The 22188-nt window shown below is 38.7% G+C and carries 26 protein-coding genes; 5 read left to right on the top strand and 21 right to left on the bottom strand.

Annotated elements, in window-relative coordinates:
- Nucleotides 1-27: 27 nt before the first annotated feature.
- The 7 genes from trxB to HT689_RS01690 all read right to left on the bottom strand — a co-directional run bounded on the left by trxB (nucleotide 28) and on the right by HT689_RS01690 (nucleotide 4380).
- A complete protein-coding gene (trxB, locus tag HT689_RS01660) occupies nucleotides 28-939 on the bottom strand; it encodes a thioredoxin-disulfide reductase (RefSeq protein ID WP_173226624.1) in 912 nt (303 codons plus the stop codon).
- A gap of 65 nt (nucleotides 940-1004) precedes the next feature.
- A complete protein-coding gene (locus HT689_RS01665; protein ID WP_000926599.1) occupies nucleotides 1005-1229 on the bottom strand; it encodes a DUF4059 family protein in 225 nt (74 codons plus the stop codon).
- 77 nt (nucleotides 1230-1306) lie between these two features.
- A complete protein-coding gene (locus HT689_RS01670) occupies nucleotides 1307-2050 on the bottom strand; it encodes an amino acid ABC transporter ATP-binding protein (RefSeq protein ID WP_000590982.1) in 744 nt (247 codons plus the stop codon).
- Complete coding sequence (locus HT689_RS01675) at nucleotides 2050-2850, bottom strand: amino acid ABC transporter permease (RefSeq protein WP_001103449.1); 801 nt, start codon at nucleotides 2848-2850, stop codon at nucleotides 2050-2052. Before HT689_RS01675 ends, HT689_RS01670 begins: the two co-directional genes overlap by 1 nt.
- Before the next feature lie 157 nt (nucleotides 2851-3007).
- Entirely contained in the window at nucleotides 3008-3364 is a 357-nt protein-coding gene (locus HT689_RS01680) for an arsenate reductase family protein (protein WP_000889092.1), read from the bottom strand.
- A gap of 12 nt (nucleotides 3365-3376) precedes the next feature.
- Nucleotides 3377-3886 (bottom strand): methylated-DNA--[protein]-cysteine S-methyltransferase, encoded by a 510-nt coding sequence (locus tag HT689_RS01685; RefSeq protein ID WP_173226626.1) that lies wholly within the window; start codon nucleotides 3884-3886, stop codon nucleotides 3377-3379.
- Nucleotides 3886-4380, bottom strand: a complete 495-nt coding sequence (locus HT689_RS01690) for a GNAT family N-acetyltransferase (protein ID WP_173226628.1) — start codon at nucleotides 4378-4380, stop codon at nucleotides 3886-3888. Before HT689_RS01690 ends, HT689_RS01685 begins: the two co-directional genes overlap by 1 nt.
- A 134-nt stretch (nucleotides 4381-4514) precedes the next feature.
- Between HT689_RS01690 and HT689_RS01695 the strand changes: the two genes are divergently transcribed.
- Both HT689_RS01695 and HT689_RS01700 read left to right on the top strand, forming a co-directional pair.
- Nucleotides 4515-4961, top strand: a complete 447-nt coding sequence (locus HT689_RS01695; protein WP_173226630.1) for a DUF1836 domain-containing protein — start codon at nucleotides 4515-4517, stop codon at nucleotides 4959-4961.
- On the top strand, nucleotides 4958-5605 hold the full coding sequence (locus tag HT689_RS01700; RefSeq protein ID WP_173226632.1) for a hemolysin III family protein: 648 nt from the start codon (nucleotides 4958-4960) through the stop codon (nucleotides 5603-5605). The genes HT689_RS01695 and HT689_RS01700 overlap by 4 nt, the downstream gene beginning before the upstream one ends.
- 282 nt (nucleotides 5606-5887) lie before the next feature.
- On the opposite strand, the gene HT689_RS01705 is transcribed toward HT689_RS01700, so the two are convergent.
- From HT689_RS01705 to HT689_RS01735, 7 genes are all read right to left on the bottom strand, one after another.
- Nucleotides 5888-6814 (bottom strand): aldo/keto reductase, encoded by a 927-nt coding sequence (locus HT689_RS01705; protein WP_173226634.1) that lies wholly within the window; start codon nucleotides 6812-6814, stop codon nucleotides 5888-5890.
- A 75-nt stretch (nucleotides 6815-6889) separates the two neighbouring features.
- Nucleotides 6890-7705 (bottom strand): hypothetical protein, encoded by an 816-nt coding sequence (locus tag HT689_RS01710; protein WP_173226636.1) that lies wholly within the window; start codon nucleotides 7703-7705, stop codon nucleotides 6890-6892.
- Nucleotides 7706-7708: 3 nt separating this feature from the next.
- A complete protein-coding gene (locus HT689_RS01715; protein ID WP_173226638.1) occupies nucleotides 7709-8029 on the bottom strand; it encodes a PadR family transcriptional regulator in 321 nt (106 codons plus the stop codon).
- A 420-nt stretch (nucleotides 8030-8449) separates the two neighbouring features.
- Nucleotides 8450-10447, bottom strand: coding sequence for a methionine--tRNA ligase (gene metG / locus HT689_RS01720; RefSeq protein WP_173226640.1), 1998 nt, complete (start codon nucleotides 10445-10447; stop codon nucleotides 8450-8452).
- A gap of 123 nt (nucleotides 10448-10570) precedes the next feature.
- A complete protein-coding gene (locus HT689_RS01725) occupies nucleotides 10571-11830 on the bottom strand; it encodes an ABC transporter permease (RefSeq protein WP_173226642.1) in 1260 nt (419 codons plus the stop codon).
- Nucleotide 11831: 1 nt separating this feature from the next.
- Nucleotides 11832-12533 carry an ABC transporter ATP-binding protein gene (locus HT689_RS01730; RefSeq protein WP_173251649.1) on the bottom strand — a complete coding sequence of 234 codons (702 nt, stop codon included), beginning with the start codon at nucleotides 12531-12533 and terminating at the stop codon, nucleotides 11832-11834.
- Complete coding sequence (locus HT689_RS01735) at nucleotides 12517-13722, bottom strand: efflux RND transporter periplasmic adaptor subunit (protein WP_173226763.1); 1206 nt, start codon at nucleotides 13720-13722, stop codon at nucleotides 12517-12519. The genes HT689_RS01730 and HT689_RS01735 overlap by 17 nt, the downstream gene beginning before the upstream one ends.
- 284 nt (nucleotides 13723-14006) lie before the next feature.
- Here HT689_RS01735 and gor point away from each other — a divergent pair, with 284 nt between their 5' ends.
- The gene (gene gor / locus HT689_RS01740; protein WP_050142767.1) at nucleotides 14007-15353 is read left to right on the top strand and encodes a glutathione-disulfide reductase; all 1347 of its coding nucleotides are present in this window, start codon (nucleotides 14007-14009) and stop codon (nucleotides 15351-15353) included.
- Nucleotides 15354-15518: 165 nt separating this feature from the next.
- Here gor and HT689_RS01745 read toward each other — a convergent pair whose 3' ends face one another.
- Genes HT689_RS01745 through HT689_RS01755 form a run of 3 tightly spaced genes read right to left on the bottom strand, consistent with a single transcriptional unit; the run spans nucleotide 15519 to nucleotide 18618 of the window.
- The gene (locus HT689_RS01745) at nucleotides 15519-16019 is read right to left on the bottom strand and encodes a hypothetical protein (RefSeq protein WP_119947105.1); all 501 of its coding nucleotides are present in this window, start codon (nucleotides 16017-16019) and stop codon (nucleotides 15519-15521) included.
- Nucleotides 16016-16639: an ATP-binding cassette domain-containing protein gene (locus tag HT689_RS01750; protein ID WP_000151028.1), complete on the bottom strand. Its 624-nt coding sequence runs from the start codon at nucleotides 16637-16639 to the stop codon at nucleotides 16016-16018. The genes HT689_RS01745 and HT689_RS01750 overlap by 4 nt, the downstream gene beginning before the upstream one ends.
- A complete protein-coding gene (locus HT689_RS01755) occupies nucleotides 16636-18618 on the bottom strand; it encodes a hypothetical protein (RefSeq protein WP_000768909.1) in 1983 nt (660 codons plus the stop codon). The genes HT689_RS01750 and HT689_RS01755 overlap by 4 nt, the downstream gene beginning before the upstream one ends.
- A gap of 725 nt (nucleotides 18619-19343) precedes the next feature.
- Here HT689_RS01755 and HT689_RS01760 point away from each other — a divergent pair.
- Nucleotides 19344-19880 carry a biotin transporter BioY gene (locus HT689_RS01760; RefSeq protein ID WP_173226650.1) on the top strand — a complete coding sequence of 179 codons (537 nt, stop codon included), beginning with the start codon at nucleotides 19344-19346 and terminating at the stop codon, nucleotides 19878-19880.
- Nucleotides 19881-19932: 52 nt separating this feature from the next.
- Here the strand turns inward: HT689_RS01760 and HT689_RS01765 are convergent, their stop codons facing one another.
- Nucleotides 19933-20148 (bottom strand): YdbC family protein, encoded by a 216-nt coding sequence (locus tag HT689_RS01765; RefSeq protein ID WP_000807422.1) that lies wholly within the window; start codon nucleotides 20146-20148, stop codon nucleotides 19933-19935.
- Nucleotides 20149-20246: 98 nt separating this feature from the next.
- Here HT689_RS01765 and HT689_RS01770 point away from each other — a divergent pair, with 98 nt between their 5' ends.
- Nucleotides 20247-20567: a hypothetical protein gene (locus tag HT689_RS01770; RefSeq protein WP_173226652.1), complete on the top strand. Its 321-nt coding sequence runs from the start codon at nucleotides 20247-20249 to the stop codon at nucleotides 20565-20567.
- Nucleotides 20568-20597: 30 nt separating this feature from the next.
- Here HT689_RS01770 and HT689_RS01775 read toward each other — a convergent pair whose 3' ends face one another.
- The 3 genes from HT689_RS01775 to rimM are packed head-to-tail and all read right to left on the bottom strand — an operon-like array spanning nucleotide 20598 to nucleotide 22175.
- Nucleotides 20598-20936 carry an ATP cone domain-containing protein gene (locus HT689_RS01775; protein WP_001196039.1) on the bottom strand — a complete coding sequence of 113 codons (339 nt, stop codon included), beginning with the start codon at nucleotides 20934-20936 and terminating at the stop codon, nucleotides 20598-20600.
- Between the two features lie 11 nt (nucleotides 20937-20947).
- The gene (gene trmD / locus HT689_RS01780) at nucleotides 20948-21667 is read right to left on the bottom strand and encodes a tRNA (guanosine(37)-N1)-methyltransferase TrmD (RefSeq protein WP_049524872.1); all 720 of its coding nucleotides are present in this window, start codon (nucleotides 21665-21667) and stop codon (nucleotides 20948-20950) included.
- A complete protein-coding gene (gene rimM, locus HT689_RS01785) occupies nucleotides 21657-22175 on the bottom strand; it encodes a ribosome maturation factor RimM (RefSeq protein ID WP_049524868.1) in 519 nt (172 codons plus the stop codon). The genes trmD and rimM overlap by 11 nt, the downstream gene beginning before the upstream one ends.
- Nucleotides 22176-22188 lie beyond the last annotated feature (13 nt).

Below are 22188 nucleotides of genomic sequence, written 5' to 3' on the forward strand. Positions count from 1 at the left end.
TAAATCTGATACTATGCGTTTTTATAATTAACTATGTTCTGTGATAAATTTATAAGCTTCTTGACCAGCGATAGCTCCATCTCCAACTGCTGTTGTTACTTGGCGAAGATCTTTCAAACGAACATCTCCAACTGCAAAGATACCATCAACTGCAGTTTTCATGTGGTTATCTGTCACAATCCAACCTGCCTGATCTTGAATATTCAATTCTTTAACAAAATCGCTAAGAGGGTCCAAACCAACATAGATAAAGACACCACCGAAGGCTTGCTCTGTCACTTGACCTGTTTTCACATTTTCAAAAACGACAGATTCTACTCTGTTTTCACCCTTGATTTCCTTAACTACAGAATCCCAGATAAAGCTAATTTTCTCATTCGCAAAGGCGCGATCTTGTAAAACCTTTTGGGCACGAAGTTGGTCACGACGGTGAACAATGGTAACAGTCTTAGCAAAGCGAGTCAAGAAGAGGGCTTCTTCAACAGCTGAATCTCCACCACCGACTACCAACAAATCTTGGTCACGGAAGAAAGCGCCATCACACACGGCACAGTAAGAAACACCACGACTATTCAGTTCTTCTTCTCCAGACACTCCCAAAGGACGGTGTTTAGAACCAGTTGCTACGATAACGGTACGTGTTTCATATGTTTGGTCATCAGTCATCACTTTCTTAAAATCACCATGGTCTTCTATATTTTCAACATAACCATAAATGTGCTCAACACCAAGATTTTCAAGCGGCTCAAACATCTTCTCTGCCAATTCTGGCCCACTAATATTAGCGTATCCTGGGTAATTTTCAATATCAGATGTATTATTCATCTGACCACCTGGCAGACCACCTTCAATCAAGGCTACTTTCAAATTGCTTCGAGCAGCATACAAGGCTGCAGTCATACCTGCAGGTCCAGCACCGATAATAATAGTATCGTACATATAGATTCCTTCTTTCTTGTTGTAACTATCTTTATTCTAACTCTTTCTTGTCAATCACGCAAGGATTATGCTTTGAAAACAAGAATTAAACTCATAACCGCAAAGGATAATACTGGAACAACCAAGACACCAATCATAATCATATCATAGAGATGGGCTTGGCGAGCCTTGGCTGTCTTATCCACTCCCGACATGGCTCTCAGTCCAATCCAAATCCCTAAAAAAATCAGGACGAGGATGGTGGTCAAGATCAAACTCTCGAAATATAAAGAAAATAGTTGCAGTAGCATGATTTCTCTCATTTCTATCTTTTTTAAAGAGTAAACTCAGCTAGTCCAGCTAACTGAGTTTTTCTTTATCTATTATATCAAATATAAGTCCGTTTGTAACTAGCGAAGAATTCTTTTGTCCGCTCTTCTTTAGGATGGTGGATAATCTCATCTGGTGTTCCAGACTCGATAATTTTCCCCTTATCTAAGAAGAGAATCTTATCAGCCACTTGGGCTACAAAGGACATGTCATGACTGACCAAAATCATGGTTTGACCTGACTTAGCAGCATCTGCAATAGATTTTTCTACTTCACCAACCAATTCTGGGTCAAGGGCTGAAGTTGGTTCATCTAAGAGCAAGACATCTGGTTTCATGGCAAGAGCACGCGCGAGGGCAACCCGTTGCTTCTGTCCACCTGATAAATGGCGAGGATAATGGTTTTCACGGTCCGAAAGCCCAACCTTAGCCAACTCTTCCTTGGCAATCTTAGTCGCTTCTTGGTCGGATAATTTCTTAACAACAACCAAGCCTTCTTTCACATTATCAAGTGCTGTTCGGCGTTCAAACAAATTAAACTGTTGGAAAACCATGGACAGCTTACGGCGTAGGGCAAGTATTTCTTCTTGAGTAATCTTAGAAAAATCAACTGAGAAATCATCAATCTGAATAGAGCCACTGTCAGGTGTTTCAAGATAATTGAGACTGCGAAGGAAAGTTGATTTTCCAGCTCCTGAAGAACCAATCAAGGCTACAACTTCCCCTTTTTGAATATCCAAGTTCAGATGATCCAAGACAGTCTGTCCTGAAAAGGATTTGCTTAAATTCGAAATCTTAATCATTAACGAAGGTCTCCTTTCACATCTGTTTGCACTGTATCGGGTGCAGAAATAGCCATTTTTCTCTCGATGAAACGACCGAGGCTTTCAATTCCGATATTGACTACCCAATAAACAAGGGCAACGGAGATAAAGCGTTCAAAGTAACGATAATCGGCACCACCCAAAATCTGAGCTTGGGCAAATACTTCCACAACACCCGCACTAAAGGCTAGGGAAGTTCCCTTGGTCAAGCCGATTAGGGAATTGATTAAGGTTGGAGTCGCCACAACGGCCGCATTTGGAATAATCACGCGACGATAAACTTGTGCTCGGGTCATGCCCAGACTGCGTGCCGCCTCAATCTCACCAGGATTGACTGAGAGAATGGCTGCACGAATGGTTTCACTGGCATAAGCCGCTTCATTAAAAGCAAAGGCTACAATCGCAAAAGCAGCGGCTGGAATCGCATTGATATTGAGACCAGTCCCCCATTGCTGATTAAGGGCTTTCAAAGCCAAAGGAATTCCGTAGTAGGTCAACATGAGTTGCACCAAAATCGGTGTCCCTTTTAAGAAACTAACAAAGAAGGCCTGCAAGGGATATAAAATTTTGACACGATTGATTTTCACAATGGCAAAAAGAAGTGCCAAAACCAAGCCAAAAAGGGCACCACCAATTGTCAACATAATCGTTGTTGGAAGTTGTTGGACAATTCTCGGAATTCCATCAAAGACCGAACGCAGGCTAAAAAGCTTGCCATCCGGAATCAATTGCATCAAGTTTTGGTACCAATCTGATGCTAAAATCGTTGTAACATTCATAAAAACATCCTCTCCTGATAATGATTCATTCTACCATACTTCTGCCGTCAATGAAATTATTTGCTACGGTCAGATACAGACTTTGTCTACCTACTAGTTTATCATACTTTGAAACAGGGAGGTTATATATTTTATCTATCAAAGAGATAGATAAAAACTATTTCAATCCCAATTCTTCATAAGGTTTTCGATAACCGATTTGCTTAACAGTTCCATTTTCTACTAAAATGGGCCGTTTTAACAACATACCGTCACTTGCTAGCAACTCAGCCGCTTCTTGGTTCGATAAACTTCCTACCTTATCTTTCAATCCTAATTCACGGTATTTGATTCCACTGGTGTTGAAAAATTGCTTCAATTCGAAACCTGAGGTCTCTAACCAGTTTAAAATGACTTCTTGGCTAGGTGTTTCTTCGACGATGTGGACTGCTTTATAGTCCACACCGAGTTGGTTTAATTCTTGTTTTGCTTTTTTACAAGTTGAACATTTTGGATATTCGATAAATTCTAACATGTCTTTCACTTTCTATTTTATATCTTTAAAATCTGCGTCTTCATGCTCCAAGAGCCAAGCTTTCTTTTCCACTCCTGCAGCATAACCTGTCAGACGCTTGCCTGCTCCTAGCACACGATGACAGGGTACTAGGATGGACCAAGGATTGCGTCCTACCGCTCCGCCAATTGCTTGAGCAGAAGCCACTTGCAGGTCTTGGGCTATTTGTCCATAGGTCACTGTCTGACCATAAGGAATTTCCTGTAAATAGGACCAAACTCCCTTTTCAAAATCCGTTCCGATTGGAGCCAAGGGCAAGTTGGATAAATCCTGAGACTTGCCTTTAAAGTAATCATCTAAGCAAGCAATAACTGGGTCTAAAATGGGATGACTAACAACTGCTTCTATCGGCTCATCTCCTAGCCCTCTCTCAAAATGCTTCTGCTCCTGCACCCAAATTCCATACAGATATTGCTCGTCGGCAACCAAAGACAAGGTTCCTATTGGCGAAAAGTAGTGCATTTTTACATACTTCTTTTGCATTATTTCTTCAATTTTTGATAGGCCAAGCGTTCGCCATCAACTGGAACCTTACCAACCTGTTTAAATCCGAGTTTTTCAAAGATATGCTGCATGGCCTTGTTTGCAACATGCGTATCTGAGCGAAAATCTAGATAATCAAATCCTTCAATCAAGCCCTCTAAGAAGGTTTGAGCAACTCCTTGTCCCTGCACATCTGCTGCCACAGCGATACGGTGAAAGACTAGGTACTCTGACTCCCCAGCTTGCCAGTTGCCTTCATAAATGGCTTCATAGGCTGCCTCTGGACTCTTGGTTACAGCAGCATAGGCTAATAGTTCTCCTTCTTCCAAGGCTACATAGGCTTGGCCTGAGATAATATCATCGATAATAATGTCTGCTTTTGGATAGCCATTTTGCCACTGGTCACTACCAGCATCCGCTAAACATTTTTTAGCATCCTCCATCACCTGCATGATGGCATCTACTTCATTTGGAAAAGCTAATCGAATCTCCATCTTTTCTCCTCATTTCTGACTAGTTTCTCCCATCATAGCATAATTTAAGCCTTTTCACAAGCAGTTAAAACTTGACTTTTTGTTTTTGTTATTTTATAATCTGTTTATCAAAACTAGATAAAAAGGAGTTTGAAATGAAAAGTACCTTTTCCTACCCAAAATGGGCAGAAATTCCAAACATTGACCTCTATCTGGACCAGGTTTTGCTCTATGTCAATCAGGTCTACGCCCCTATTTCTCCTGATAAAGACAAGGGCCTAACAGCATCTATGGTCAATAATTATGTCAAACATGGTTACCTGACAAAGCCTGACAAGAAAAAATACCAACGCCAACAAATTGCCCGTTTGATTGCTATCACAAGCCTCAAGTCTGTATTTTCTATTCAAGAAATAGCCCAGACACTTAATACTCTCCAAACTCAAGCAAGTTCAGACCAACTCTACGACGCTTTTGTGGATTACATGAACCAAGGAATTGATCCAGCTAACCCCATTATCCAAACCAGCTGCCAAACCGTTAAACTCTATCATCAAACTCTAGCCTTAATCCACCATACTGAAGAGGAGGTAATCCGATGAACAATAGTCTTAAACTCAGCAAACAACTCAGTTTTGGAGAGGAGATTGCTAATAGCGTGACCCATGCCGTAGGTGCAGTCATCATGCTCATCTTACTCCCCATTTCATCCACCTATAGTTATGAGGCACACGGATTTTTATCATCTATCGGCGTTTCCATTTTCGTTATTAGTCTCTTTCTCATGTTTCTATCATCCACCATTTACCACTCTATGGCCTATGGTTCTACCCATAAATACGTTTTGCGAATCATCGATCATTCTATGATTTATGTTGCCATTGCTGGCTCTTATACGCCAGTCGTATTGACTTTAATGAATAACTGGTTTGGCTATCTGATTATTGCCATTCAGTGGGGAACGACCATCTTTGGTATTCTCTATAAAATCTTTGCTAAAAAGGTCAATGAGAAATTTAGCCTTGCTCTTTACTTGATTATGGGCTGGTTGGTTCTAGCTATCATTCCTGCCATTATTAGTCAAACGACACCAATTTTCTGGAGTCTCATGGTAATTGGCGGACTCTGTTATACAGTTGGGGCTGGATTTTACGCCAAGAAAAAACCTTATTTCCACATGATTTGGCATCTCTTTATACTAGCTGCGTCCGCACTCCAATACATCGCCATTGTTTATTACATGTAAAAATAGGTCGGGACAAAAAATCCCAACCTCATTTTTTTATTCTCTATGATGTTTTATACTCAATCAAAATCTAAAAATCACTCTAATCCATTTTATAATATCTACTATCGTGCCGTCGATTATGGAATACTACTTCCCTACCAGTATATAAATCAGAATAGTTAAATCATAATCATCCGTTGATGAACCGTACATAACGAATCAAGACAGACAAATGGTCAGATAACAAAAAAATGTTTTCCAACGTTTTTTTGACTGTGATTTCTTTAAATGCATTTTTTCCTAAGGCAAATTATTCCCTGCAGCAAGATAAATTTCATACCATTCTTTTCTTGTTAAGCTAAAGTTTCCCGCTTGGCTAACTTCTCTCAAGTGCTTAGGATTTGTTGTACCTACGACTGCCTGCATTTTGGCTGGATAACGTAATATCCAAGAAATGGCAATAGTTGAAGGGGTTACTCCATATTTAATAGTTAAGCGATCAAGTACTTGATTTAAAGCTTGAAATTTCTCATTGCCAACAAAATTCCCTCTAAAATACCCGAATTGTAAGACAGACCATGCTTGAATGACCACATCGTGTAATTTGCAATATTCAAAAATGCTGCCATCTCGCATAGCTGCTTGACTATCTTCCATATTAACATGAAAACCTGATTCGAATCCTGGAGTAAAAGCCGCACTCAATTGTAGCTGATTAACAGCTAACGGCTGCTTGACATCTTTTTTAAGCAACTCCATCATCATGGGATTTTGATTAGAAACTCCAAAATTTCGAACCTTACCTTGTTTATAAAGGAGATCAAAGGCTTCTGCTACTTGGTCAGATTCCATCAAAGCATCTGGTCGATGAAGAAGTAAGCTATCTAGATGATCAATCTTCAATCTTTGCAAAATTCCGTCAACTGATTTTATAATATAGTCCTTAGAAAAATCAAAATAGGTAAATTCTTCAATGCGAATGCCACATTTTGACTGAATCCACATTTCTTCTCTTAAATCTGGACGATTTTTTAGGACAAGGCCTAACAGTTCTTCACAACGACCACGACCATAAATATCAGCCAAGTCAAAAGCATTGATTCCAACAGAGAGTGCTGTTTCTACAAGCTCTTCAACTTCTTTTACAGACTTATCTTCTATTCTCATCATTCCGAGAACAATTTCTGATAATTCTTTGTCATCTTGACCAAGAGTTATGTATCTCATCAAATTTTTCTCCTTAAATTTCTAACATTCTTCCCTTCATTATAACAAAAAAACCGCTTTGCAACGGCTTTTTGACTATATTTCACTCCATTTTATCTTCTTAAACCCACGGAATAATAGAAAAATGCCAATAAAAAGAACAGCTAAAGGAATAATCTTTGTAAGAAAAACATTTGAAATTCCCATCCACTCATAATAACGGAGTAGAGAACCCACCACAAGATGGGCAATAATCATACTGACAAAGGGACGAAAAATCGGTTCTTTCCAATTCCAAATACTGATGACTAGGGAAATCATAAAGACAGACAAACTATCCCAGGGAGCAGGAAGATAAAATGCTCCTTCTTGTACAAAACTTCCTATTCCTACATATCCCAGAACAACTAGCAGAACAAGAATCCCAACGACAATATAGGTGCCAATTTTCATCTTAGGAGAATCTTGGACTAGCCCCCAACGTAAGATTGTGGCCACAAGTCCAAATCCAATCAGAAAAAGAAGAAGTTGCCCTAAAAATGTGAGCAAATTGACTGTTAAGAGAGGACCTTTAGAAAAATCACTTAGTAGTTGATAATAACGTAATATCGCTAGGACAAGAATTGGCGTCAACAGTGACTCCTTGATAGAACTGCGTGGTGCTTCCTTGAGTATCTCTTTCATTATTTTTTTAGGATTCTTACCTAGATAATCCTCTGCACTCATGCCATCTCGTTCTGCTTCTGAGAAATCTAACATCATCAAATAGATTTGCTCTCTGAGATAGTCCTCATCATAGAGAAATCCAGCAAGATTAAAACTATCCCACAGTTCCTCAAAATACTGCTGATTCTCCTCAGAAAACTGATGTAACAAAGCGCTTGTTTCTTCGTAATACTTCATTTTCTTCATGGTTTATCCTCCATTCTTAATTCCTTCTACTTTTTGACTCAAATCGTCCCATTGTTGCCAAAAGACCGAGACACGCTCTTCTCCTTCTTTAGTTAATGAAAAATACTTCCGATCTGGACCATCTGCCGACGGGCGCATGTCGCCTCTTATCCATTGATTTTTTTCTAACTTTTGCAACAAAGGATAAATAGTTCCTGGAACGATAGTGTCAAACCCAGCCTCTCGCAAAGTCTGAACCAACTCATAACCATACCGCTCTTTTTGACCAATCATATCCAAGACACAACCTTCAAGAACACCTTTTAATAGTTGAGTTTCCTTCATCCCTTCCCCCTTCTATCTATTTTGTAATACCTACTAGTAACTTCATCTATAATATACCACTTTCACACTAGTTTGTAAAGCATAATAGTTAATACTCTTCGAAAATCTCTTCAAACAACGTCAGCGTCGCCTTGCAGTAGATATGGTTACTGACTTCGTCAGTTCTATCCACAACCTCAAAACCATGTTTTGAGCTGACTTCGTCAGTTTCATCTACAACCTCAAAACCATGTTTTGAGCTGACTTCGTCAGTTTCATCTACAACCTCAAAACGGTGTTTTGAGCTGACTTCGTCAGTTTCATCTACAACCTCAAAGCAGTGCTTTGAGCAACCTGTGGCTAGCTTCCTAGATTGCTCTTTGATTTTTATTGAGTATAAATAAAAAAAACAGAACTAGCCTGAACTAGTCCTGTCTACTTTTACCCAATCACACTTCCATTTGGTACAGCTGGATCAACTGTAAGAAGGGTTAATTGTCCATCATGTTCAGCTGAGAGAATCATACCTTGGCTGATATATTTCTTCATCATTTTACGAGGTTTGAGGTTGGCAACGATTTGGACTTTCTTGCCGACCAATTCTTGTTCATTTGGATAGTATTTTGCAATTCCTGAGAGGATTTGACGATCTTCTCCATCACCAGCATCCAAGCGGAATTGAAGCAACTTATCAGAGCCTTCAACTTTAGAAACTTCTTTGACTTCTGCGACACGGATTTCAACCTTGTCAAAGTCTTCAAACTTGATTTCATCCTTGTTTAATTTGAGTTCAACTTCATCTGGATTCCATTCTTTTTCCACAGCTGGCTTGTTACCTTCCATTTGTTCCTTGATATAGGCGATTTCTTCTTCCATATCCAGGCGTGGGAAGATTGGTGTTCCTTTGGCAACTACTGTTACACCCTCAGGGAAAGCAGCCAAACTCAAGTTTTCAAGGCTAGAAACTTCTGCTAGACCAAGTTGAGTCAAGACTGCACGACTGGTTTCCATCATAAATGGTTCAATCAAGTGAGCAACGACACGAAGGCTGGCTGCCAAGTGGCTCATAACACTTGCCAATTGGTCACGAAGAGCTTTATCCTTGGCCAAAACCCATGGTGCGGTCTCATCGATGTATTTATTGGTACGAGAGATAAGGGTCCAGACCGCTTCAAGGGCACGTGGGTAGTCAACTGCTTCCATGTATTTATGGTAGTCAGCAATTGATTCAGCAGCTACTTGAGCAAGAGTATTATCAAACTCTGTTACACCCTCTACATAGGCAGGAATTTGTCCATCAAAATACTTGTTAATCATAGAAACCGTACGGTTGAGGAGGTTCCCAAGGTCATTGGCCAATTCATAGTTGATACGGCCTACATAGTCTTCTGGAGTGAAGGTTCCGTCTGAACCAACTGGAAGGCTACGCATGAGGTAGTAACGAAGTGGATCTAGTCCAAAACGCTCTATCAACATTTCAGGATAGACAACATTCCCTTTAGACTTAGACATCTTACCATCTTTCATGACAAACCAACCATGACCAATTAAACGTTCTGGCAATTTGATATCCAACATCATAAGAAGGATTGGCCAGTAGATTGAGTGAAAACGAAGGATGTCTTTTCCAACCATATGGAAGACTGTTCCGTTCCAGAACTTGTCAAAGTTAGCGTGTTCGTCTTGATCGTAGCCAAGAGCTGTCACATAGTTGAGTAGAGCATCAAACCAAACATAGACAACGTGTTTTGGATTTGATGGGACTGGTACACCCCAGGTAAAGGTGGTACGAGATACCGCCAAATCCTCTAAACCTGGCTCGATGAAGTTGCGTAACATTTCATTGAGACGACCATCTGGAGTGATAAATTCAGGATGGGACTTGAAAAAGTCTACCAAACGATCTTGGTATTTGCTGAGGCGAAGGAAGTAAGACTCTTCAGATACCCATTCCACTTCGTGACCTGATGGAGCAATTCCACCAGTCACATTTCCAGCTTCGTCACGGAAAACTTCCGCAAGCTGGCTTTCTGTAAAGAATTCTTCATCTGAGACTGAGTACCAACCAGAATATTCACCTAAATAGATGTCATCTTGAGCCAGCAAGCGTTCAAAGACTTGAGCCACTACTTTTTCGTGGTAGTCATCAGTTGTACGGATAAATTTATCGTATGAAATATTTAGTAATTGCCAGAGTTCTTTAACTCCAACTGCCATTCCATCAACATAGGCTTGTGGTGTAATGCCAGCTTCTTCCGCTTTCTGCTGGATCTTCTGACCATGTTCATCAAGACCTGTCAAATAAAAGACATCGTAGCCCATCAGGCGTTTGTAGCGAGCTAGGACATCACAGGCGATAGTTGTGTAGGCAGAACCGATATGAAGTTTACCAGATGGATAGTAAATCGGCGTTGTAATATAAAAATTCTTTTCAGACATAATTTTTCCTTTCCAGGCAAATGAAACCTGTTTTTCTAACACTTCATTATATCACATTTTTAAGGATTTTTGATAGGGAAATCTATACAAAAACAAGATAGACGAGTGTCCATCTTGTTGATCTTATTCATAACGAAGGGCTTCGATTGGGTCAAGTTTCGATGCCTTGTTGGCTGGCAAGACTCCAAAGATCATACCCACGCTAGCCGAAACTGCAAGACTAAATAGGGCAACTGGGATTGATACTCCAACTTCTATACCCGTAATCAAGCCTTGCAGTAACAAACCTGCTAAGGCAGTTAAACCACTTGCAATTGTCAAACCAATTAAGCCACCTAACAAGGTCAAAATCATGGATTCAATCAAAAACTGGATTAAAACATTGGCACGCGTTGCACCCAAAGCCTTACGGAGACCAATCTCACGGGTACGCTCTGTAACAGAAACCAGCATGATGTTCATAACACCAGTTCCTCCAACAAAGAGGGAAATCCCTGCGATGGAACTGATAATCGTCGTCATAAAACTAAACGATTGTTGAATTTCTGCAAATGTAAGCGACTCATCTGCCACCTGATATTCTCCCTGTTGCAAGCCTGCAAGTTCTGTCATTTTTCGTGCCAGTTCTGGACCCAGAGTTGGAGTTAAACTGGTATCATTCACTCGAAAGACAATACTAGCTATTTCATCTACATTAAAATTCGCAGCAAGGGAGATATTGGTAGTAATAGGCAAGCCACCAAACCCATATATTTTTGACCTTTTAGCCTCTGGACTAGTATAAACCCCAATGACTCGGTAACTAAAATCATTGACTTCTACAACCTTGTTAATAGCCTCTTGTGGAGAGCCAAATAAACTAATGGACAATTCCTCATCTAGCAAAATGACACTTGCAAACTCTTTGAAATCTTGCTCTCTTAGACTACGACCTGCAATAATTTCATTCTTAACAGCGTCCATGTAAGTTCTGTTTCCACCTGTCAAATTGGCATTTTCAACTTTTTTATCTTTATAAGTCAAGATGGCGTTCGTTGAGTTGGTTACATAGTAATTATCCACTCCCTTGAGTTTGGCTGCCTCCTTGACCCAAGATTCTTGCGGTTTTGGTGGTTCAACAGGAACTTCCTCTTCTTTTCCAGAAACCGTAAAAGCTGATTGTTTCTGAGTAAAAGACCCATCTTTACTTTTTTTAGGAGAGAAGAAGACGCTAATATTTTTCTGAGATTTGGTCATATCTTTATTGACTTGACGAGATAGGGAATCTCCCAAAGCCATAATCACAACAACTGATGAAACACCGATAATAATCCCAATCATGGTAAGCAAAGAACGCATCTTGTGAGCCATGATAGATGAAAAGGCAAATTTCAGATTCTGCATCTTAGTTTTCCTCCTTTCCTAACTGAGCACTGTCAGACGAAATGACTCCATCTCGAATGACAATCTGACGTTTAGCATAGGCGGCAATCTCAGGCTCATGCGTTACCATGATAATGGTTTTTCCTTCTTTGTTCAAGTCAACCAATAGTTGCATAATTTGGTTCCCTGTTTTGGTATCCAAGGCTCCTGTCGGTTCGTCTGCTAGAATAATAGAAGGATTGTTTACCAAGGCACGCGCAATAGCCACACGTTGCTTTTGACCACCAGATAATTCCGAAGGCAAATGGTGACTACGTTCTGTCAATTCAACCTTGTCTAAATACTCCTCAGCCAACTTGCGACGTTTTGAAGACGAAACTCCTGCGTAAATCAAGGGCAATTCTACATTTTGCAGAGCATTGAGTTTCGATAGAAGAAAGAACTGCTGAAAGACAAAACCGATTTGTTGGTTGCGAACCTTAGCTAGTTGTTTTTCACCCAATCCAGCCACTTCTTGACCTTCAAGATAATACTCTCCACTACTTGGTGTATCCAACATCCCAATCGTATTCATGAGAGTAGACTTACCTGAACCAGATGGTCCCATGATGGCAACAAATTCACCCTCATTCACTTCTAGGTTGATATTTTTGAGAACCTGCAGTTCTTGATCACCGTTACGGTAGCTTCTGCAGATATTTTTTAGACTAATTAGTTGCTTCATCAGCCTTCACCTCTTTTCCTTCTTCCAAGGAAGATGTTGGGTTACTGATGACCTTGACTCCATTTGTCAGACCTGAAGTGATTTCTTGGTTGTCTGCATCAGCATTGCCCAAACCAACTTCCACTTTCTTGGCCTTTTTCTGCTCGTCAAGCACCCAGACATAGTTCTTATCATTTTCAGTCACAACACTTGTTAGAGGAACCAAAATGGCTTTACTCTTATTTTTGACCTCAACACTTACTGAGAATCCTTGTTTCAAATCACCGATTTCACTTGTAACATCGATGGTATATGGATATTTAGAGCCAGAATTACCGCCTGCTGCTACAGCTGTACTTGCTGCTTCGCCATTGTTTTTAGGATAGTCAGAAATATAGCTTAATTTCCCAGTCCATTTTTTATCAGGATACACTTTAGAAGTAAAGCTTACTTCTTGACCTACAGATAGGTTGGCGAGGTTATATTCAGACAGTTCTCCCTTAACTTGCAAGTTTTCATTACTTACGACATGAACGACTACTTGGCTAGCTCCTGTTGGAGATTTAGAAACATTGTGGTTGACTTCGACCACAGTTCCCTCTAGGGTACTGAGAACCGTCATTGCATCTAACTGACTTTGAGACTTACTTAATTGTGCTGCTGCATCTGCACGAGCATCACGGGCATCACCCAACTGAGCGTCAATAGAAGCAAGAGAATTTCCAGCCACTGGAGTTGGACTTTGCACCGTTGCATCTTCTCCTCCTGCTGGCGCAGAGGCTTGAGGAGCCGGAGCTGAAGCGGCTTCATTTCGTGCTTGATTGAGTTCATTGATATGACGATCTGCCTTAACTACTGCTCGGCTAGCTGAATCATAGGCCGCCTGCGCTTCTGAACTACTGTACTTGACTAGAGCCTGCCCTTCACTAACCTTATCGCCCACAGAAACAAGGATTTCATCTAAATCTCCCTTGCTAGCATCAAAATAAACGTATTGTTCATTTTTTGCCGTTACTGTTCCTGACAATAAAACCGACGAAGCAACAGTTCCCTCTTTTGCCACTACTAGATGTGGTATTTCATCCTTAACATCGGTTTGCGAGGGTTGTCTAAAGAGTAAAATCCCCCCGGCACCCAATACAACTACACTGGCAGCACCGATTGCTGCATACAATTGCCACTTTTTAGCTTTACCATTCTTTTTCATAATGAAACTCCTTTTCTTTTTTACAATACTTTGCTATTATACCAAATTCCCCTCCAGCAAACAATGCAGTTCAGATGGAAATAATGACAGTTCAGGATTAAACAATCGTTCGGAAATCCTCCTTTTCTATTGTACTAGTTATATAATACATTATTTCAACTTATTTGGCAAGCTTTTTTGCAATTTTTTGTGCGTAGCAGATTTTTGCAATCAAATCAAAAAAAAGATAGAATATGACTATCAAAAAATGACACTCTATTATTTAAAAGAGTACGAAGGAGTTTTCAATGAGAGAATACGATATCATTGCTATCGGTGGAGGTAGCGGAGGAATTGCCACCATGAACCGTGCTGGTGAACACGGAGCCAAAGCGGCCGTTATTGAGGAAAAGAAATTAGGTGGAACCTGTGTCAATGTCGGCTGTGTTCCTAAAAAAATTATGTGGTACGGGGCGCAAATCGCTGAGACTTTCCATCAATTTGGAGAAGACTACGGCTTTAAGACTACTGATCTTAACTTTGACTTTGCAACCCTACGTCGTAATCGTGAAGCCTACATTGATCGCGCTCGTTCTTCTTATGATGGCAGTTTTAAACGCAACGGTGTAGACTTGATTGAAGGTCATGCTGAATTTGTAGATTCTCATACTGTTAGCGTAAATGGTGAACTGATTCGTGCTAAACATATCGTGATTGCTACAGGTGCCCATCCAAGTATTCCAAATATTCCTGGTGCTGAGCTAGGCGGCTCTTCTGATGATGTATTTGCCTGGGAAGAATTGCCAGAGTCAGTTGCTATTCTAGGCGCTGGTTATATCGCCGTTGAATTGGCTGGCGTACTTCACACCTTTGGTGTCAAGACAGACCTCTTTGTTCGCCGCGATCGTCCTTTACGTGGTTTTGATTCTTATATCGTTGAAGGTTTGGTCAAGGAAATGGAAAGAACAAACTTGCCACTTCATACTCACAAAGTCCCTGCCAAGTTAGAAAAAACTGCTGAAGGCATTACTATTCATTTCGAAGATGGTACTAGTCACACAGCTAGCCAAGTTATCTGGGCTACGGGTCGCCGTCCAAACGTTAAGGGCTTGCAACTTGAAAAAGCTGGAGTGACTCTGAATGAGCGTGGCTTTATCCAAGTGGATGAATACCAAAATACTGTTGTTGAGGGAATCTATGCTCTAGGTGATGTAACAGGTGAAAAAGAACTGACTCCAGTTGCTATCAAGGCTGGACGTACCCTATCTGAACGTCTCTTTAACGGAAAAACTACTGCAAAAATGGACTACACAACTATTCCAACTGTTGTCTTTTCACACCCTGCTATCGGAACTGTCGGCTTGACAGAAGAGCAAGCTATTAAAGAATACGGCCAAGACCAAATCAAGGTTTACAAATCAAGCTTTACTTCTATGTACTCTGCTTGCACTGGCAACCGTCAAGAAACACGTTTCAAATTGATCACAGCTGGTTCAGAAGAAAAAGTTGTTGGACTTCATGGAATTGGCTACGGCGTTGATGAAATGATTCAGGGATTTGCCGTTGCTATCAAAATGGGAGCAACCAAGGCTGACTTTGATGCAACTGTGGCGATTCACCCAACTGCATCCGAAGAATTTGTAACCATGCGTTAATCAAAATAAAAGAAGCAAAGCAAAAAACACTTCTAAATATCAAAAAGCGAGTATTTCCGTAGTTGGAGATACTCGTTTTCTTATGTTTTATTTTATAGTATGTTGAAATAAGATATGCAAAAATCAATTAACAAACCATAGCAAAATACAAGGATTATAATACAATCATTTATTCTTTTCTTTAAAAGATTCATATATTTTTTTATATAACTCTTTTATATCTTTTTTCTGAGAATTCAACTCTTCTTTACCGTAGTCAAAGTTTGCTACTACAAATCCCTCGTCAGCATCAGAAAAAGTAAAAAACTCTATTTCAATTAGTTTATTATGCTTAGAGTCCTCTATAGTGTCTCCTAAATCATTATTGAATTTCTTCACTTCTTCTTCACGAACTCCGAACCCCGTAGCAGCTCCATTTGCAATGATGTTTGAAAATACTTCTTCAGAAGACTCTGCTTCTTTCACAGTTATGAAGTATATAGCCTCTTCCGTTTCTACTTGTCTCACTTTATTCCATTTTTCTGTATCACTAGAAGAAAGCGTATAGACTGTTAACTCTACCGTTGGCTTATTGATATTTTCTTTTGTAATCATTTGTTTTCCAAAAAAGAAGAAGGCAAGTAACCCAGCTACAAAGATCAAAGCAATATAAATTATCTTTTTCATACATTATACCCTATATCTTTCATGTCAATTATCACATCAACTTCGTTATAGACAGCTGGATCATGCGTCGCTATTATAACATATTTGTCTTCATCTTTTTCATTTAATAACAAACGAATGATTTCTTTTCCAATCTCACCATCTAAAGCTCCTGTGGGCTCATCTGCTAAAATAATTTTACGTGGTTTCATTAACATTCTGGCAATAGCTACACGTTGAGCCTGCCCACCAGACAATTCGTATATTTTTTGATGTAAATAGTCACTTGACAGTCCTACTTTTTCAAGTACGTCAGTTATTGTTTTTTTGTCTTTAGTGATAAGGCTCAGATTATCATATACTGTTTTGTTATCTATTAAAGAATAATTCTGAAATACATATCCAACAGTATTTTTAAAAAAAGTTCTTTCTTTTATCTTCCAAATATCTTGTTTATCAACTAAAACATTCCCACTGTCAATTTTTTCTAATCTTCCTATAATATTAAGAAGGGTACTTTTACCGGAGCCAGAACCTCCAATCAATGCATAGCTTTTTCCAGATTCAAATATTAAATTTAAGTCTGTAAAGATCTTCTTTGAGCCGAAACTTTTTGAAACGTTCAAAAGGTCAATTGTCATGATTCATCTCCTTTTAAAATTTTAGTGTAGCTTTCAGATAATTTTCTAAAACTCATTATGATTGACAACATCAAAACTAGCAGAGAAGCCGCTCCAATATATAGCAACTCTATTTGCCCTGTCACAAGAAATGTAAATAGAATAACCATTGTAATAGTCATCATAAAATATTTGAGACTTGAAATTGCTATATATGTTTTTGAAAGACCCAAAATGATTTTTTTCACATATTCATTCTGTTTTAGAGTAATAAAAAGTTGGACATATTGATAAATGAGTATAAAGATAATACTGTAAATTATCTTCTGCAAGATTTGTGAAAGTAAAATTTGGTGCTCTAAGGATTGAATCTTTAATTTCACAATTTGGTAAACATCTACTGGATTCATTGAGAAATTCAACGGGACAGTCATCTCATTTATTTTTTTTACCGCTTCAGGACTAAAAAGAGACTTATTAGTTATATTACTAGCCAAAGTAAACTTATTATTTTCCATCATTTTGTCCGTATCTAACACAACAACAATGTTATCTTGGCTATCTGCTACACTTGCCAGCGGTAAAATATCTTTATTTTTATGATCGATATCAGCATCCTCATTAAAATAAAAAATTTTTTCCCCATCAGGAATTATTTGTACTGCAAGCTGTTCTTTTGTATAGTGTGTTCCAATAAATTGTTCTGCTACAACTGTATTCTCAATAGATTTCTGGTTTTCTTTCCATTTCTCAGGAATATAGATGGTTGCTATCTTATTATCTAAAAGATGATAGTTTGTCCCATTCACTTTATTTTGTAGGTTAGCACCTGTTTGATTAATATAAATCAACTCTTTATTTATTTCTGGATTCGTTATTCCGTCATTTTCTAATTGTTTAGAAAAGTCTTCTAAAACATGAGATGTTTTCATAAAATCTGGAACATATGCTGAAGATCGTTCTATATATAAGAAATCTAAGTTTTTTAAGGCAGCAACTATCTGTAGATACTGACCATCTGAATCATTAACTTCTCCATTTTTAGCAGAGTTACTTTCAATTCCAAGGAACTCAATCCTTCTCCAGTCTTTTACTGTGTCCCACGGTACTAAATTCTGTATTTGTATGTTCATACTAGATTGACTACTCTTTGTTTCTTGTAAAAAAATTCCTGAGACAAGGATGATAATCGAAATAATGACAAGCCATACGACAAAAATAAGCTTGTTTTTTGCCTTGTTTTTAATAATTTCAATGGGCTTTTCAATCTGAATCGTCAACCAAAATAAAACAAAGGTGATGAGATCAATGATTTGAAATAGTATAAAATTCGTTAAAAGCAGAGAGAAAAATAACTTAGAGCTATAGGTGAAGAAACCATTACCCAAAAAAGAACTGTAAGAAATCATCAATAAAGCCATCATAATCAGTTCAAAAATAAGAGAAATGCCATACTCTCTTCTTAGATCGTATACAGTCAAGCCCAAAGAACGTCGTATCACTCCTTCTTTGATCTGCCTCGTCCTAACAACAAATAAAACAACTAATAAAGTTAAGTAAATTGAACCCATTAACAGTATTCTTAAAGTTCCAGTGAATTGTAATATTCCTCCTATATACCAAGGATAAGCCATATAGACTGTTTGCAGCCCCGTCATCGTAAGTGGTTTCAAACTATCTACATCCATTTTCCCAAGGGTATAATACATCCCTATTATTGGTGCTGACTTTAATTGTTCATTATTTACATCATCAAAATTTACATACTTCAACTGACCCGAACTCTGAACGATTGGCTTGTAAATGGTAACCTTTTCCGTTTTTGACAAGTCACGAACCATTTCGTATATTTCGTTATTAGAAAGATTACTTTTTCCTTGGATAGAAAAAGCACCATCAATTGGTAAAGGTATGGGGATTTCGGTATCACTAATAGTGACCAGTCCAATTGTAGCAATCAAACAAAAGAAGAATCCAATGATACATAATTTTAATTTCATAAGCAATTACCATATTACAAAAGACCCAATCTTATAATTGGGCCTCTTGTTTTCATAAATTATTTTTAAAATCTATAATAATCCCAATATGCATTTAATCGAATATCGCTCCAAGATTTTTTTGCACTTGAATATGCCCATCTATAATCTTTTTTATCGTGAACTTTAACGTTCCCAAAATATTCGTTACTGAAGACTCTGAACTAATATTATTTGAAGAACTAACAAAGAATTCGAATAACCATAGCTATCACTTACACCATACTTCCATAAATCAATAATCGGATATAGAACTGGGATTGCTGTAGTTACACTACCAACACTAGCTGTAATAGCAAATCCAAAACTGAAAAAACTTGTAGCCAGCAAAATGAACTTCTTCTTAGTAAATTTTTGGTATTTTACTTCTCCTTGAATTATAATATTTGACAAAAACTCAGTAATAATTCTCTATTTTAAAATTGAACACATTTATTTGTAAGTGTTTACAATATTAATTTAATACTAATATTTTAGTTTGTCAAGTATTTATAGTATATTTTTTATTGATAAAATGGGATTATCTATAAAGGCGATTTACAAATCGATAAAAAACAATTATCCAACTTCTCTTGTGAATCAAATCGGCTGTTACAGTGTTTGTTACCTTTGTTATAAAAATTGGTTGACAATGATTCCTCTATGAGTATAATAGTTACTATACATCAGAAAAGAGGTTAACTATTTTGAAAAAAGCTCACGTTTATGCTATCCCTGCTATTGGGGCTGCTCTTATTGCTGTTTTAGCACAAATCAGTCTTCCAATTGGACCCGTCCCCTTCACTCTGCAAAACTTTGCAATCGGCTTGATTGCTACTGTCTTTAGACCGAGAGAGGCTGTACTTTCTGTTGGACTCTATCTTCTTCTAGGTGCTATCGGTCTTCCTGTCTTTGCAGGAGGTGGAGCTGGTTTTCAGGCTTTAGTTGGCCCTACTGCAGGCTATCTTTGGTTTTATCTCGTTTACTCTGGACTTACTTCCTCTCTAACCAACAGCAAGAGTGGTGTTGTCAAGATTTTTCTTGCAAACCTCTTGGGTGATGCCCTTGTCTTTGTCGGCGGGATTCTCAGCTTACATTTTCTTGCTGGAATGGCATTTGAAAAAGCTCTTGTTGTGGGGGTCATTCCCTTTATCATTCCAGACCTTGGTAAACTTCTGGCTATTAGTTTTATTAGTCGTCCCCTACTTCAACGCCTTAAAAATCAGGCTTACTTTGCTAACTAAAAAAGATATCGAGTTGTCATGACTCAATATCTTTTTCTTTCATTTTGAAAACTTAATTGCCTTTAAAGGCATCCACCATTGTTTGAAATTCTTCATTGGAGAGAGTAATCCCTTTGCCCATTTTAGTATGATCTGGACTCCAAGCACGAATATCAAACTTTGCAGGAGCACCATTAAAGCTCACACGGTTGATTTCCTTGGTCCAACCTTTTTCGTTTTCAGAAAGAGTCAACAAGTGCTCTTCGATTTCAAATGTAAATTCTGCCATTTTCTTCTCCTTTTTTAGCTTTCATTTGATTATTCGTAAAATCTTGTAGATTTTAGGAAAATTTTATATAATATTGATATAAAAGAAGGGAGGCCAATATGAGACATAAATTCCAGCAAGTTCTAGGTAAAATACATGATTTTTTAAATGGACATGAAGAGTCAGACCAGACTGAAAGCAACTCCCTTACAGCTACTATTGAAGAGGCTATCCAGAAACAAACCGCTGTTCACCTTATCTTGTCTGAGACAAGCTTTACAGGTGACATCATCAAATACGATCAGCAGCGCCAGCAAATTATCGTGAAAAATTTTGCCAAAAATGTGACCCGTATTATCCGCATAAGCGATATTCAACGCCTGCGATTTGTCCCTTCAACTGTCCAGACAGCCCAAAAAAATAGATTTAAGAAAGAGTGAGATGTAGTTGCTTCATCCCACTCTTTTTTCTTAGCGAACTTGTTCAAAATGTAAATGAACGGCGATATGATCTCCATAACCACTTCTTTCCAAGTCACGTTGTAAACGATAGGAAATGTAGTGTTCAGCAATGGTAATGTAACCTGCACCCAATAAACGATGCTCAACCAAAGACTGAATCATGCTAATAGTAGCACGTTCCACCTTGGCTTCTTCCAAATCCAAAACCACTTTTTTAGTGACTTGTGCAAGGTTTTGACGCAAATCATCTGTTAATACATAGACAGTCTGAGCTGCCTTTAAGATAGCTTGGTAAATCTTATCTGGATTAAATTCAGCAATTTCTCCATCACGTTTGATTACTTGCATAGGTTTCTCCTTTATTCTTTGTTTTCTTTGACTTCTGCCAGCATTTTTTCTTCTTCTGCTGTCAGTTGATAATGTTCAAGCAAATCCGGTCTGCGTTCATAGGTTTTCTTTAAACTCTCATACAGGCGCCACTGACGAATCTTTTCATGGTGACCGCTCATCAGTACATCTGGCACGACCATGCCTCGATAATCATAAGGGCGTGTGTACTGAGGATATTCAAGAAGACCAGAAGAAAAACTATCATCTTGGTGGCTAGATTCCTTGCCAATCACTTCTGGAATCAGGCGAACAGTCGCATCAATCATAGTCATTGCCGCCAATTCTCCTCCAGTAAGGACATAATCACCTAGAGAAATCTCATCTGTCACCAAGGTCTTAATGCGCTCATCATAACCCTCATAGTGGCCACAGATAAAAATAAGTTCTTCCTCTTGAGCCAAATCCTCAGCATAAGCCTGATCAAACTGTTTTCCAGCAGGATCGAGGAGAATGACGCGCGGATTTTTCTTTTCAATAGCATCAAAGGCATCGAAAATAGGTTGAGCTCGGAGCAACATCCCCTGCCCACCTCCGTAAGGCTCATCGTCGACATGGCGGGCCTTTTCAGCATTTTCTCGAAAATTATGATACTGGATATCTAAGAGCCCTTTTTCTCGAGCCTTTCCAACGATTGAGTGCTCCAGTGGAGAAAACATCTCTGGAAAGAGGGTTAAAATATCAATTTTCATCATCTAGCCCTTCTAAGATTTCCACATCGACTCGTTTATTTGGAATATCAACATTGAGAACCACTGGTGGGATATAAGGCAATAACAAGTCACGCTTGCCTTTTCGCTTGACCACCCAGACATCATTAGCACCTGGCTGCAGGATTTCCTTGATGGTTCCAATCAAGTTATCTCCCTCATAGACTTCCAAACCGATAATCTCATGATAGTAGAATTCACCATCATCTAGGTCATTCAAATCTTCCTCAGCGACCTTGAGACTGTATCCCTTGTACTTTTCGATAGCATTGATATGGTACATATCTTTAAATTTGATAATGTCAAAGTTCTTCTGTTTACGGTGGCTAGCGATGGTCACTGTTTGGACAAACTGATCTTTTTCATCAAACAAGGCCAGCTCAGCCCCTTTTTTAAACCGTTCTTCTGCAAAATCCGTCACAGACAAGACTCGCATCTCACCCTGCAACCCCTGCGTATTGACGATTTTCCCAACATTAAAGTAGTTCATCTTGTCTCCTGTA

This window comes from Streptococcus sp. 2342 (assembly GCF_013276795.1).
Lineage (GTDB): Bacteria > Bacillota > Bacilli > Lactobacillales > Streptococcaceae > Streptococcus.